The organism is Halostagnicola alkaliphila, from assembly GCF_055379965.1.
Genome location: NZ_AP043826.1, coordinates 1,235,118 through 1,249,254, shown reverse-complemented (window position 1 = coordinate 1,249,254; position 14,137 = coordinate 1,235,118). Strand labels below are relative to the sequence as shown.

Here is a 14,137-nt window from a genome sequence, read left to right as displayed (position 1 = left end):
TACTGATATGATCGGAGCAGCGTCGCTCGCCCTCGGTGCCATCGTGATCGTTCTCTTCGGATCGTGGCTGATCAGGCGGTTCCGCGGCGGGGGATCCTCGAGCGACCGGCGACAATCCGCAAAGAGCCACCGGGAGGCCCAGAACCGCGATCCGCCGGTCGACGTCGGCGACGAGCGAACGGTCGGGATCGAGGAGTTCACGGTACACCATTCGGGCGAGCGCCAGGCGGTGACCAAAGTCGAAGGCTTCGTCGTCTTCGTCGAGGACGTGCCCTCGGACGCCGAGGTCGCGGACGTCATCGAGATTAAAATCCTCTCGTTCAATCGCGGACACACGTCGGCGACGGGAGCGTATCTTGGCCGAGCGTAGCGCTTTTGTACGGCTTTCTCACCACATTCCAGTAGGGAACTATCGGAGGCGCTGGCGAGGGAGATTCGACGGTCGGTTCGTTTTGGTGCCTTCCTCGAGGCAACTGTCGATACGTGACACCAACATGTTGGGGTAATAGATTCGACAATCGCAGACATCGATTGCTCCATGAACGATAGAGACGTCTCATCGATCGACACCGGGCGCTGGTGGTCCGCTCACAAACTGGCGGCGCTCCCGCAAGAACTCCGGCGTCGGAATCCGGTTCTATTCTGGACCGCGGCGGCACACGTCGGTTTGCTACTGCTCTTTCTCGTCGGGCTCGGAGTGGACTACAGAACCGTCGGTGGAGAGCCCGTCTGGCTCAAGCCCGCGAAGTTCGCCGCCTCTATCGGGTTGTTCGCCGGGACCCTCGCCTGGCTTACCCCGCACTTGTCGGTCTCAGATCGATTCCTCCGACTGGTTTCGTGGGGCGTCGCGATCGGGCTCGGTATCGAAATCGTCGCGATTTCCGGTCAAGCTCTTCGCGGCACCGAGTCGCATTTTAACTCCTCGACGGCGTTCGACGTGGCCGTCTATCAGACGATGGGGCTGGTAATCGTCGGAGTCACGTTGTTGATCGCCTGGCTGTTCGTCCGGGCGGCTCGAAACGGATTCGACGTGCACCCGGCCTTCGCGCTGGGAATCGCGCTCGGCGGCGGGCTGTTCGTCGTCGGTGCGTTCGAAGGCGGGGCGATGGGCGCGCTGAATACGAACACCGTCGGTAGCGGATACACACTCCCGGTGGTGGGCTGGACGCTCGTCGGAGACTTTCGGGTGGCACACTTCGTTGGACTCCACGCGCTGCAAGTGCTCCCGCTGGTGGGGTACCTGTCGGCTGTCGCCCAACGGCAAGGTCGAATCGGCAGTCCCCGACGGATCGTCTGGTTCGTCGGCTGTCTCTACGCGGGACTCCTGCTCGCGGCGTTCCTGCTCGCAGTTACGCCGCTGGTTTCGTGACGGCGAGAGCGTTCGTTATTTCCCCTCGATGGCCGTAATCACGTCCGGGACGAGAGGAATGATTAGCGCCACGTTCGAAATACAACTCCCGCCGGACATCTGGATCACCCAGCTTTCCAGAGCGTTTCCACGGGCCACGTTCAGACTGCTGTCCGGATACCGGGTTGAGGACTCGGCACTGGAGCTCGGCGAAACGATCACTGATCATCCGAACGACGTGGCCGCCGAAATGGCCGATCATCCGTCGATAGCGGCCTACGAACTGCTCGAGTCGAACGACAGGCGCGTGCTCGCGAAATACGAGACGACGGATACCGCTCTGTACGACTTCGTCGAACAGTCCGCACAAACGATCGAGTTCCCGATCGCCGTCCAAAACGGTTGGTACGAATTCGATCTAACGGGCACCCGTAAAGAACTGGATCGACTTCTGGCGGTACTCGAGGGGTCGCCGCTGTCCTACGAACTCCGTTCGCTCGTCGGGACACAGGAAACGGACGAGTTATTAACCGACCGCCAGCGGGAAGTCCTCGAAACTGCGATACGGGAAGGATACTTCGAGATTCCGAGAGAGTGTACGCTTTCGGAGCTCGCCGACTCGCTCGAGATCGATAAATCGACGGCGAGTAACATCCTTCGCCGGGGCGAGGCGCGGATCATCAAGTCGTTCGTTAGCCGCCCCGATTGACGAAAGCGACCGAAAACACTGCTGCGATCGCAACGCTCCTCAAAGGACGCTATTCCGAGACGGTAGCGTCGTCGAACTCGAGCGTCTCGCCCGTGTCCTCTCGTTTGGCTTCCTCATCGCGCTCGCGATCCTCGCTCACGTCGAACGCCTCGAGGGAGCCGTTCAGCGCCTGGGCCGACTCGGCGAGCGAGCGCGCTCCGGAGGCGATCTCCGAGACCGAGGCCGTCTGCTCTTCGGATGCCGCGGCGACGCTGTTGGCTTCGGCGTTCGTCTCTTCGCTCACGTCGGTCGCTTCCTCGACCATCGAGACGACTTCCTGGCTGGCTCTGGCCTGCTCGTCGGTCGCCTGATTGATCCCGTGAACGCCGTCGTTTACCTCCTCGACTTGCGTCGTGATGTCCTCGATGGCCTCCATCCCGTCTTCGACGGAGTCGACGCTACTGTCGACCTGATCGCGCATTTCGCGGACGCTCCCGACAGTCTCGTCGGTGCTTTCCTGTACTTCGCCGATCAGTGAATCCGCCTGCTGGGTCGCTTCGGCGGTTTCCTCGGCGAGTTCCTTGACTTCGTCGGCGACGACTTCGAACCGCTGGCCCGCCTCGCCCGCTCGAGCGGCCTCGATCGACGCGTTGAGCGCGAGCATGTTCGTTTGATCCGCGATCTCGTCGATCAGATCGACGATTTCGCTGATTCGTCCCATCTCTTCGTCCAGCGAACCGATTTCGTCGGCGATCGTCTCGGTTCGGCGCTCGAGTCGGTCCATCTCGGTCAGGATATCGTCCGTCGCCTCGCTCGCATCCTCGGCGCGGTCGGCGGTCTCTCTGGAGACGTTCGCGACGGTTTCGGACGTGGAGGCGACCTCCTCGACGGTCGCCGAGAGGTCGTTCATCTCCGAGAGGACGCTCTGGAACTTGGTCTCCTGACGATCCGTTCCCGCGGAGATCTGCTCGGCCGACTGGCTCACGTCGTGGGTCGCCCGTTCGATCTCGTCGACTCGAGAGGCGACATCGGCGCTGACCTCGTCGACCTCCGTGCCGAGGCGCTGTATCGTGAGGATCGTCTCCTCTAACTGGTCTATCATCTCGTTGAACGCGTGGGCGATCTCTCGCATCGCGTCGTTGTCGAGGTCCTCGTCGAGTGCCTCGGTGAGGTCGCCGTCCGCGGCCGCTGCCATCGCCTCGCTCACGCGTTCGGCCTGTTGCTCGAGTTGCCGTGCGAGCTCCTCCGCTTCCTTCTGTGCCGCTTGTGCTTCGTCTCGAGCCTCCTGCGCCTCGACTTGTGAGCGCTCGATCTCTGCGACGAACTCCTCGAGATCTCGTTGCATGGTGTCGAGCGACTCGCCGAGCGTACCGGGAACGTCCTCCTCGAGGGTGGAGTCGTCGAACTCCTGTCGAGCGATCGCGTCGGCCTGATCGGCAACCGTCCGCAGGTAGTCCGTGGTGTCGGCGAACCCGTTCTGGACCCGCCCCAGTTCGTCGGATCGGTCGGTGGACTCGATTTCGACCTCGAGATCGCCCTCCGAGAGCGCGCGTGCGTCGTCGGCGAGGTCGTCGAGTGCGCGAGCCGTCGGCCGACCGATGAGGAGGCCGATGGCGATGAACCCGAGGAGCGAGATCCCGACGAGGAAGAGCAGCGAGTTGCCGACGTCGTCGGCGAGCGCGTAGGCGCTTCCCTGCGGGGCGTGGGAAGCGAGCACCCAGTCGGTGCCGTCGACGGGCGCCCACGAGACGAGTTCGTCCGTGTCATCGTACTCCACGACGCCAGCTTCGTCGTCTTCGTCCTCGATGATCGACTCCGTTTCATCGGATCGGTAAAAGCCCATGAGGTCGTCGGTTCCCGCCGAATCAAATAGCACCGATCCGTCCCCGCTATCGAGTACCTGCGTATCGCTTCCCTCGATCGGGTTATGGAACATCGAGGCGCGGTCCTCGACGCTGACGCTAATCATAATCATTCCGTCAGGCTCTCCGTCGGCGTAGATGGGGGCGAGAAATCCGAGCCTGTACTCGTCGTCGTGGTGGTACGTATCCGTGTAGGTCGGATCGAAATCCGCCTCGAGGTCGCGGACGCCGCGTTCTTCGATTTCGCCGTCTTCCTCGACGTGGACGTTCGCACTGCCGAGCAACTGGCGAACGTCCGTTCCGGTCACGTCGTCGTTGGTGCTCTGTTCGATGACGGCGTTGGTCGTACCGAGACCGGACTCGAAGTAGTGGATATCCTGCGTCGTCTCGGGAAGTTCGTCCAGTTCCTCGTGGAGTAGCGCTTCGATTTCGTCTTCGTCGTCACCGGCGAACGTCTCGTGTGCGGCGAGGAGACGGGTCGTCTGCTGGTGGTCTTCGACCCAGTGTGAGAGTTCCTCGGCTTCGTCCTCGGCGGTGAGTTCCATATTCTGCTGTGCGTCGTCGGTGAGCGCGCTCGAGATATCGACGTAGAAAAAGAGCGCGGCGACGAACGTAACGAGCAGAACGATAGAAAGGACGACGCCAAACTTCGCGAGGTAGCTTCGCTGTACCCGCTCGGGAACGACTTGCTCTACTGATGGCAGCATTTCGTATAGTATCATTATCCAAATAGAATCGGCAAGAAGCTTCCGGCCAATTCGAGGATAGAACGGTTGCTAGTGGTCACGCAGATGTAATATTTACTTACCGTTGGAAACTACACCGTAGAAACATGTTCACAGCTACCTCGCTCGAGGCACCGCCGCCGGATCTCGCGCCGCTGATCGGAATACTCCTGGTCTTGCTCGTCGGATCGGCGATCGTCTGGGTGTACGCGGACGCGAAGAAAAACAGTACCCAATCGCCCGCGCTGTGGGCGCTCGCGGTCTTGCTGGCTCCGCCGCTGAGCGTCGTGTTGTATCTCCTTCTCGGCCAAGATGAGTGATTTCGCTCGTCCGAGATGAGCGAGTGCGGTCGGTATCGACAGTCTCTTTCGCGCTCCGACACCAGTTCGAGTATGACTGACTACTTCGAGATTCACGCGCGCGACGGGGCCGCGCGCCTCGGGGAACTCCGACTCTCCGAGTCCGTTCGGACCCCCGGACTCGTCGACGACGTCCTCGAGGATGCCGGCTCGCTCTGGGCGGCCGAACGGGAGCTTCCCGAGGGCGACGAGTCCGCCCTCACCGTGCTCCCCCACCGCGGGTTCCCGGGCGGGACCGACGAGGAAGTCCAGCAATCGTTCGCCGTCGAGTATCCAGACGTCGAGTTTCCCAGCGCCGCGGTCGTCTCGAGCGAAAGCGCCGAATTCCACGGCATTCCGGAGCCGGACGATCCCGAATCCGGGGCAGATGCGTACATCGTCTCCGACGCCCGGTCGGCGATCGGCCACGGTGCGGCCCTGGTCGAGGCCGTCGTCAGCGTTCGCGAGGCGATTCCGGCCGACACCGCGCTGATTTTCTCCGGCGTCGCGACTCCCCGAAACGTCGCCCTGTTGGCTTACGCCGGCGTCGACGCCTTCGACGCCTCGAGAGCGATCGTCAAGGGGACCCAGGGCAAGTACCTCACGAGCGAGGCCGAGTACTTCCTCGAGGATTTAGAAGAACTGCCCGGCCCGCTGAGCGAGGAGACAGACCCCGAGGCGTTCGACCGCGAGGATTGCGTCGAACACAACGTCGCCGCGCTCGAGGCCGAACTCTCGATCGTCCGCCAGCGGGTTCGGGACGGACGGCTACGGGATTACGTCGAAGGACAGGCCCGGCACGATCAGTGGCTCACCGCGGCGATGCGCGAACTCGACGACCAGTGGGGCTACCTCGAGGAGCGGACGCCGATCCTTCGAGAGGCCGACCTCGACGCCTCGACGTCCGACGCGATTCGACGGATCGAGATCCAGCGCTTCGCAGACCGCGTGACGAGCCGGTACACGAACCGGTTCAAGAACCCGCTCGTCCTCACCCCCTGTTCGGCTCGCAAACCCTACAGCGAGTCCCAGAGCCACGGACAGTTCCACGACGCGATTCAGTGGCGCGCCCACCAGGTGTCGATGACCTCGCCCATCGGCGTCGTTCCCCAGGAACTCGAGACGACCTACCCGGCCCAACACTACGACAGCGTCGTCACGGGTCGCTGGTCCGAGGACGAAAAACGGTTCGTCGCGTCGGTGTTAGAGCGCTACCTCGAGCGCAACGACTATCCGAGAATCGTCGCCCACGTCCCGGACGAGGGCTACCGAGACATCGTCGAACGCGTCGAAGAGTCGCTCGGACTGGACGTCACTTACACCGTCGCGAAGGGAGCTCACCCGACCGACGAGGAGTCGATCGCCGCCCTCTCGAGCGAGTTGTCGGGAGAATTGAAATACAGTAAACGCGAGCGCGAGCACAACACGGTTCGAGCCATCGCCGACTACCTGCTCGGCGACGGGGCCGGTGACGACCTCTTCACCGACATTCAGACGACCAGCCGGTACCCCAAGATCCAGGTTCGAGACGACGAGGAGACCCAACTCGCGACGATGGTCCGCCAGTACGGCACCCTCTCGTTCACGCTCGAGGGAGCGAAACGGTGGGTCGAAAGCGACGCACCTGTAAAGCGCGTCGAAATCGACAACTTCGTTCCCCACGGCAGCGTGCTCGCGCCGGGAATCGTCGACGCGGACGACGACATCCGCGTCGGCGACGAGGTTATCGTCGAGGGGCCGAAGGCCTTCGGCGTCGGCCGCGCCGAGATGTTCGGGACGGAGATGGTCGAGAGTACGCGCGGGATCGGTGCGGAGATTCGCCACGTCGAAGAGCGGTAACGACGACAAACGATACTCGCGAAGAAACGAGACCCGCAAAGAACGGTCGGCCGAACACCGCTCGTATTCGGCCTCTTCGAGTCGCTCGCCGCGACGGAAACAGTTCGTGTACCTTCCGCTGTGACACAGCGCGTACGCCGTCAACAGCCCGAAAGCCCCTGACGCGCTCGAGGGCTGGCACTCGCTGCGGTCCTCACTCACTTCGTTCGTTCCGGTCCTTGCGTCGTTTCGCGCCTCGAGCCCGCCAGCCCCTTTCAGTCCCGCCCGCGGTGGTTATGTCGGGATACTGCCGACTGCGGTGGGTAGACGGAGTGCTATCGCACCCGGTCGTCAGTGTAGTCAGCGATAGTGACCGAATCTCATGTGTAATTCAGACCAGACCTCGAGGACAATAGCCGCAGTTTAGAAGCCGAGAAGCACATGATCCCCACCCTCAGAGTTTCGGACCGGTCCGCCGTCCGGAACTACTGTCAAATATAGAATATACCTATATCTACTCTCGTGTCGTATGTATGTCCGGTGTAAGATAATGAGTTCAACCGCTACAGCAGACGAATCGACTCCAGAATACTCGCTCGAGCACGGCTGGCGAACGCTCGCACTCGCTGGCGGCGTCATCGGGTTGATCGGGCTTCTCGCGATCGCGTTACCGGCCGTTACCGGCCTTTCAGTAACCGTCGCACTGGGAGCGCTTCTCGTACTGAGCGGAATCGTCCACGGCGCACACTCGATCACGACTCGAGGGTGGAAGGGGTCGATGTGGCAACTCGTCGTCGGCGTCGTGAGCCTCGTCGCTGGCCTCTTCGTCCTCGCGAACCCGGTCATCGCGCTCGCGAGCCTGACGATCTTGCTCGTCGTGTACCTGTTCGTCGACGGGATCGCCGAACTCTGGATGGGCGTCCGGATGGCCGGCGAACCCGGCCGGGGGACGATCGTCGCGAGCGGCGTGCTCTCGCTCGTCTTAGCGGCCATGCTCTGGGCGGGGTTCCCGGCTGACGCCGCCTGGGCGATCGGTCTAATCGTCGGCGTGAGCCTCCTCATAACCGGCATCTCGATGGCCGCCGTCGCTTTCGCCGGTCGAGGCGACGCGGAGACGGCCCCTTCCGCAACCGAACCGCGCGGAGCGTGATCCGTCTCGGGGCTGTCTTTTGCGTTCGAAAAACGCCAACGACTACGTTTCGAACAGCGACTCGAAGAATTTCCTTTCGGCGGTTCGCAGATGCTGATTGAGCGTCGCCGGAGAGATATCCAGACGCTCGGCGATCTCCTCGCCAGTACTTCCCCGCGGCCAGTCGAAGTAACCGGCCGCGTAGGCCGTCTCGAGCGCCATCCGCTGTTTTTCCGTGAGTTCCTCCTGAAGCACCGATTTCGAACCCAATTCGTCCGTTTCGCGCTGATCGAGCGATCGCTGGGCGAGGTAGCTGACGCCGTCGTGACGATCTCCGACGAGTTCGACGATCTGACGGGTGTCACGACCCTGCGGGAGCTGGACGACGAACCGGAACTCGCCGTTGTCGATCGTTACCGACGTAATCCGGCCGCCGTGGGTCGCGATCGTCTCGAACAGCGAACCAACGGCCGGAACGAGGAGTTCGAATTCGAACTCCTCGTCACCGTTAGTGAGGAATCGGACGTCGTCGAATCCCTCAGCCTGCTCGATTGTCTCCCGAAACGTGTCCTGTGGAACTCCCGCCGCTGAGCCGTATGCGAGCAACGTGTCTCCTTCCCAGATTAATCGGTCGAAGCGGATCGTTACCGACTCGGCCGTCGAGAGGTCGACGAGCGGATTCGCGAATTCGTCGATCTGGAACTCGAGTTCGACGACGGCGTCGCTCACCAGCGCTTCCCGCCGTTCGATCGCCGTTATCGCGTGCCCGATGACGTCACCCATTCGCGACAGGATGTCCTTTTCCGGACCGGTAAACGCACTAACGGACGTCGAGTACACGCCGAGAATGCCGTAGACGAGTTCCTCGTGGTTTATCGGAATCGACGCGACGGAGCGATAGTCGTACTCGAGTGCGATCTCGCGCCACGGTTTGAAATCCGGGTCGGTGCGAACGTCGGACGTGATCTGAACCTCCTGGGTCTCGAGTGCGGTTCCGCCGGGACCCTCCGCGTGCTTGTCGTCACCGGTCGAAATCGTGATCCGCTCTAGGTACTCCTCGTCGATGCCAGCCTCCGCTCGCGGGACGACTTCGTCGCTTCCAGGGTTCACACCCCCGATCCAGGCGAACTTGTAAGCGTCCGACTCCGCGAGCCGATCGCAGACCTGTTGCTCGAGTTCCATTCGCGTATCGGTCGTGATCACCGCGTGCGTGATGTCGTGGGCGATCCGATTGAGGCGGTTGAGCGCCTCCATCTCCTGACGTCGTTTTTGGCGCTCGCGGCGCTGTCGGGCGCGCTCGATCGCGTGGTAGATCGTCCTGACGAGCAGCGGGGTCGTGACCTCGTCTTTGACGAGGAAGTCCTGTGCGCCCCGCTGGATCGCTCGCACGCCGATTTCCTGATCGCGAACGCCCGTCAACACGACGATCGGAACGGACTCGACCGTTTCGTGGACCGACTCGAGCGTTTCGATCCCGTCGCTGTCGGGCAAGTTCAGATCGAGCAACACGACGTCGATACGTTCCGTTTCGAGGGTCCCGAGGCCGTCCTCGAGCCGAGTCTCGCAGGTTACGGTCGGTCGTTCGTCCGTTCGTTCGTCGAGGTTGAACCGCTGTGTGAGTTCCTCGGAATCGCGAAGCATCTCCTGAATCAATCGTGCGTCTCCGGGGTTGTCCTCGATCAGGAGGATGTGAACTGCTTGGTCCGCCGTAGATTCTCCGTCGTCGCTCGCCGCCGGTCGCTGACTCACGTCCGTTGAGAGCGAGTCCTCGTGAAGGTTGGTACCGGTCATGACGAACCGTCCTCTGGAGGCAGTCGAACCATCGAAAACCAGAACTTCTCGAAGGTTCGGACGGTCTCGATGAACGCATCCGGGTCGACCGGTTTCGTGAGGTAGGCGTTCGCGTTCAGATCGTAAGACGAGATCACGTCTTCTTCGGCCTGAGAACTCGTAAGAACGATCACTGGGATCCGCTGCAGGTTCGGATCGTCCTGCAGTTCCTCGAGAACCTCGTCGCCGTTCATTCGCGGGAGGTTCAGATCCAGCAGGATGAGATCCGGACGCGGCGCGTCCGCGTACTCGCCTTCTTGAGAGAGAAACTCGAGAGCGTCAACGCCGTCTGAGACGACGTGCAAATCGTTCTCGATTCGACCGTTTTTGAACGCCTCTTTGGTCAGCCGAATGTCGCCGGGGTTGTCCTCGACGAGCAAAATTCGAGCAGGTTCCGCGTTGGACATCGGTGTCTTAGTCATCTGTTTGTGGAGGTGGCGGTAGTTGTACTGAGAACGTCGAACCTTCCGACGCGGTGGAATCGACCCGTATGTTGCCGTCGTGTCGTTCGACGATTCGCTGACAGAGTGCGAGACCGATTCCAGCCCCGGGGTACTCTTCGATGCTGTGAAGTCGGTTGAACACTTCGAAGATTCTGTCGGTTTCTTCTGGCTCGATACCGATTCCTGAATCACGCACCGAAATCGTCCTCGATGCCCGAGACTTCGGCGCGAATACAGTTATACGTGGTGTCTTCTCACCCGAATAGGTGAGCGCGTTATCCAGAATGTTCTGAAACAGTTGGCGAAGCTGTCCGGGATCTCCGTAGACGGTCGGGAGCGATTCGACGGTGATCTCGGCGTCGGTCTCTGCGATTTTCACCGCAAGATCGGCCAAGACATCGTCGAATACCGCCTCACAGTCGACCGGTTCGAACGGATCGCCGCGAGTATCGACCCGCGAGTACGCGAGCAGTCCGTCGATCATCTCCTGCATCCGATCTGCGCCGTCGACCGCGAAATCGATGAACTCCCGCCCGTCCTCGTCGAGTTCGTCTCCGTATCGTCGCTCGACCAGCGTGAGGTAACTCGAGACCATTCGAAGCGGTTCCTGGAGGTCGTGAGACGCCGCGTAGGCGAACTGCTCTAACCGTTCGTTCGACTCCTCGAGTTCGTCGACGAGGCCCTCGAGTTTTCGCTTGGATCGGACCCGTTCGGTGATATCCTGGACCATCATCATCCCGGCGAACACCTCGCCGTCCTCGTCGCTGACCGGGAGCGTGTGAGCGTGCCAGTGAGAATCGCGATACTCGAAGTCGAACGAGCGTCGTTCACCCTTCAGGGCGGCCCGAAAGTTGGGTTCGAGCGTTGCTGCGAGCGCCTCCGGATATCGCTCCCAGATCGTCGTCCCGACAACGGTGTCCGCCGTCACGTCGAACGCGTCCAACGCCTGTCCGCCGACGAGCGTGTATCGCAACTCCTCGTCGAACAACGAGACCGCACCGTTCGGGAACTGTTCGACGAGCGTCCGATACCGTCGTTCGCTCTCCTCGAGCGCGCGTTCTCGGCGTTTTCGCTCGGTGACGTCACGGACCACGCCGACGGTTCCCTCGTACTCACCCTCCGTGGACGTCAACGGCGTAAACTTGCTCTCGGCGGGAACCCGTTCGCCGTCGGCCCGTTCGACGCGGGCCTCGAGCGTTGCTGCCTCCTGGTCGGTCGCCAGGAGGTCGACCGACCGCTCGGCCGCCGTGGTGGATATTTCCTCGCCGACGACGACCGAACAGTGCTCGTCGAGGATCTCCTCGCGCGAATAACCGACCAACTCCAGATACGCGTCGTTGACCAGTCTGAACCGGTATTCGTCGTCGAGCACGTAGATCCCGTCCTCGACCGTCTCGACGACCCGCTCGTACTGGCTCAACTCGCGCTCGCGCGCCTTTCGGTCCGTGATATCACGACCGATTCCCGCAAGAACCGTTTCACCGCCGGGATTCTCGAGTGCCGACAGGGAGAACTCGTACTCGAACGTCCGTCCGTCTTTTGTTCGCAGGGGGGCTTCGAGACGCGTACACCCCGTTTCGAACCCATCTTCGATCGCGTTCTCGATGATCGGACTCTCGGTATCGAACAGCGCGGAAACCCGCATCGACTCGATTTCCGCGGGAGAGTACGCAGTCTCCGCGGGAAGCGTCTCGTTCCAGCGCCTGAGACGCCCATCGTCGTCGATAACGCAGAACACGTCGTCGACCGTATCGAGAATCGCATCGGTGTACCTGATGTATCGCTGCAGCCGACGTTCTCGGTTCTCGCGCCCGAGTTCGTAGCTGACCCACTGCGTGATTAGTTCGACGAACATCTCCTCCGCCGGCGTAAACGGCGACGAACGGGGAGACTCGTCTTCGAAGCACAACGTTCCGTAGCGTTCGCCGTCGACGATCACTTCGCCGCCCAGATAACAGTCCAGCCCCCATCGATCGTATGTCGACTCGTCGATCGAGTCGGTCGTCGAAATATCGGCGAACCCGAACAACCCGTCGGCATCGATCGTTCGCCGACAGTACGTTTCGGACAGCGGCGCGATCGATCCCGGATAAATCTCGTCGCTCTCGCCGCTCGCGTGTGTCACTTCGAACTGGTCGTTCCGTTCGTCGGTTTTCGCCAGGTATCCGACTTCGAGACCGAGTCGGTTGCGACCGATCTCGAGCATTCGATCCACCTTCTCGTCGAACGATCGGTTCTGATCCGACGCGATCGCGTAGAGGCGGTGGAGCGTTTCGGTGTTCTCTCGGCGCTCTCGTTCCATCGTCCGCCGTTCGGTGATGTCCTCGGCGATGCCGACGATTTGAGAGACCGTTCCGTCCTCGTCCGTGATCGGATAGGCCCGATCGCGGACCCAGCGAATCGACCCGTCCGGCCGAACGACGCGAAACTCCTCCTCGTACTCCCCTCGTCTCCGATCGGGAATCGTCTCCCGAACGCGCGCTCGGTCGTCGGGGTGGATCCCCTCGAGAAACGACTGTAGAGAATCGTACAGCGATTCTTTCGATCGACCCCATATTTCCTCGTAGGCGGGGTTGACGTAGTGGATTTCGTCTGTTTCGACCGAACTCATCCAGACGACTTCGTCTAAGTTTTCCGCGAACTGGCGAAACTGCGCTTCGCTCGCTCGAAGATCCTGTTCTATCTCCTTGCGCTCTGAGATGTCCCGAAAGTACACCGACAGCCCCGTTTCGGAGGGATAGGCGTTGACCTCGAACCAGCACTCGATCGGTTCCGGATAGTAGAATTCGAACGACGTCGGCTCCTGACTCGTCATCGCCCGCTCGTACTCCGTTCGCAGCCTCGAGTTGGCCGCCCACTCGAACTCGTTCCAGACGGTCTTGCCGACCAGCCCCTGCTCCTGGAAGTCGATCAGTTCTTCGGCTTCGTCGTTCGCGTACGTGAACCGCCACTCCTCGTCGAGCGAGTAAAACGCGTCGGTGACGCGGTCGAGGGTCGTCTCGAGTTCGTTCTCGAGGCGCACCTGTTCGGTAACGTCCTCGAGGGCGTACACTGCACCGTCGAACCCGTCGTTTTCGTCAGTAAGTGGTGCACAGTGTGTCGACAGCCACACTCGAGTGCCGTCCGGATGATCGAGGCCGATAATTTCGTCGTAGACAGCTTCGCCGGTCTCTTTGACTCGGGAAAACGGCATCTCGTCGCCGGAAACCGGCTCACCGCGTTCGTCGACGAGATTCCACCGGTCGTCGTCGTGATCGTACGAACGGAGCGTCTCGAGGGAGCGGCCGAGGAGTTCCTCCGCACGCTCGTTCGCGAAAACGTTCCGTCCGTCTGCGTCAATCAGGGTGATCCCGACCGGACTCGTCTCGACGATTCGGTCGGTGAGCGTCTCCGCGTTTCGAAGGGATCGTTTCGTTCGCTCCGTGTCGACCGCGGATGCGAGGAGGTTCGCGACGTTCTTGAGAAAGGTTACCTCGTGTTCGGCGAACTCCCGGCGCGTCGTCGTGTACACGCCCAGAACGCCCCACAAGTCCTCGGACGGTCCGATGCCAACGCAGAGGCCGCTGGTGATCTCGTGGCTCGCCAGCAGATCCGTCACGGCGAACCGGGCATCCGCTTCGAGATCCGAGACGGTGACCGGCTCCCCGGACAACAGCGCCTGTCCCGTCTGAACGTCCTCACGTACCGGAGTCGTTGCAGAACCGACGGCCCCCTCGTCCCAACCGACACCCGCCCGCAGATGGAGACGATCAGCGTCGACGCGCGACTCGAGGACGCCACAGCTATCGACCTGCAGCGTCTCTCTAACGGCCTCGGTCGCGTCGCGTAACAGATTGTCGATATCGTCGGTCTCGAGGGCTCGTCGACCGATCTCCGTAACCGCCTCCTGTTGTCGAACGCGCGAGCGAAGCGCGTCCCGAGATTGGTCCGAGGTTGCCATGCTAGAATGAATCGAA

General features: G+C 61.7%; 10 protein-coding genes. 6 read left to right on the top strand and 4 right to left on the bottom strand.

The annotated features are described in order from the left end of the window. The first annotated feature begins 7 nt into the window (after positions 1–7). The 3 genes from ACZ5C7_RS11315 to ACZ5C7_RS11305 all read left to right on the top strand — a co-directional run bounded on the left by ACZ5C7_RS11315 (position 8) and on the right by ACZ5C7_RS11305 (position 2,057). Entirely contained in the window at positions 8–370 is a 363-nt protein-coding gene (locus ACZ5C7_RS11315) for a TRAM domain-containing protein (protein WP_464376412.1), read from the top strand. Positions 371–538: 168 nt separating this feature from the next. Next, positions 539–1,369, top strand: coding sequence for a hypothetical protein (locus ACZ5C7_RS11310; protein WP_464376411.1), 831 nt, complete (start codon positions 539–541; stop codon positions 1,367–1,369). A 58-nt stretch (positions 1,370–1,427) separates the two neighbouring features. Further along, positions 1,428–2,057 carry a helix-turn-helix domain-containing protein gene (locus tag ACZ5C7_RS11305; RefSeq protein ID WP_464376410.1) on the top strand — a complete coding sequence of 210 codons (630 nt, stop codon included), beginning with the start codon at positions 1,428–1,430 and terminating at the stop codon, positions 2,055–2,057. Between the two features lie 49 nt (positions 2,058–2,106). Here the strand turns inward: ACZ5C7_RS11305 and ACZ5C7_RS11300 are convergent, their stop codons facing one another. After that, a complete protein-coding gene (locus tag ACZ5C7_RS11300) occupies positions 2,107–4,605 on the bottom strand; it encodes a methyl-accepting chemotaxis protein (protein ID WP_464376409.1) in 2,499 nt (832 codons plus the stop codon). A gap of 125 nt (positions 4,606–4,730) precedes the next feature. On the opposite strand from ACZ5C7_RS11300, the gene ACZ5C7_RS11295 reads away from it, so the two are divergent. The 3 genes from ACZ5C7_RS11295 to ACZ5C7_RS11285 all read left to right on the top strand — a co-directional run bounded on the left by ACZ5C7_RS11295 (position 4,731) and on the right by ACZ5C7_RS11285 (position 7,929). Then, positions 4,731–4,943 carry a PLDc N-terminal domain-containing protein gene (locus ACZ5C7_RS11295; protein WP_464376408.1) on the top strand — a complete coding sequence of 71 codons (213 nt, stop codon included), beginning with the start codon at positions 4,731–4,733 and terminating at the stop codon, positions 4,941–4,943. Positions 4,944–5,015: 72 nt separating this feature from the next. Beyond that, the gene (arcS, locus tag ACZ5C7_RS11290; protein WP_464376407.1) at positions 5,016–6,800 is read left to right on the top strand and encodes an archaeosine synthase subunit alpha; all 1,785 of its coding nucleotides are present in this window, start codon (positions 5,016–5,018) and stop codon (positions 6,798–6,800) included. Between the two features lie 529 nt (positions 6,801–7,329). Then, positions 7,330–7,929: an HdeD family acid-resistance protein gene (locus ACZ5C7_RS11285; RefSeq protein ID WP_464376406.1), complete on the top strand. Its 600-nt coding sequence runs from the start codon at positions 7,330–7,332 to the stop codon at positions 7,927–7,929. Between the two features lie 42 nt (positions 7,930–7,971). Here the strand turns inward: ACZ5C7_RS11285 and ACZ5C7_RS11280 are convergent, their stop codons facing one another. From ACZ5C7_RS11280 to ACZ5C7_RS11270, 3 genes are read right to left on the bottom strand one after another with little or no spacing between them, the layout of a single operon-like run. Then, on the bottom strand, positions 7,972–9,699 hold the full coding sequence (locus ACZ5C7_RS11280) for a bacterio-opsin activator domain-containing protein (RefSeq protein WP_464376405.1): 1,728 nt from the start codon (positions 9,697–9,699) through the stop codon (positions 7,972–7,974). Continuing rightward, the gene (locus tag ACZ5C7_RS11275; RefSeq protein WP_464376404.1) at positions 9,696–10,160 is read right to left on the bottom strand and encodes a response regulator; all 465 of its coding nucleotides are present in this window, start codon (positions 10,158–10,160) and stop codon (positions 9,696–9,698) included. Before ACZ5C7_RS11275 ends, ACZ5C7_RS11280 begins: the two co-directional genes overlap by 4 nt. Beyond that, positions 10,153–14,121, bottom strand: coding sequence for a PAS domain S-box protein (locus tag ACZ5C7_RS11270; RefSeq protein WP_464376403.1), 3,969 nt, complete (start codon positions 14,119–14,121; stop codon positions 10,153–10,155). The genes ACZ5C7_RS11275 and ACZ5C7_RS11270 overlap by 8 nt, the downstream gene beginning before the upstream one ends. Positions 14,122–14,137 lie beyond the last annotated feature (16 nt).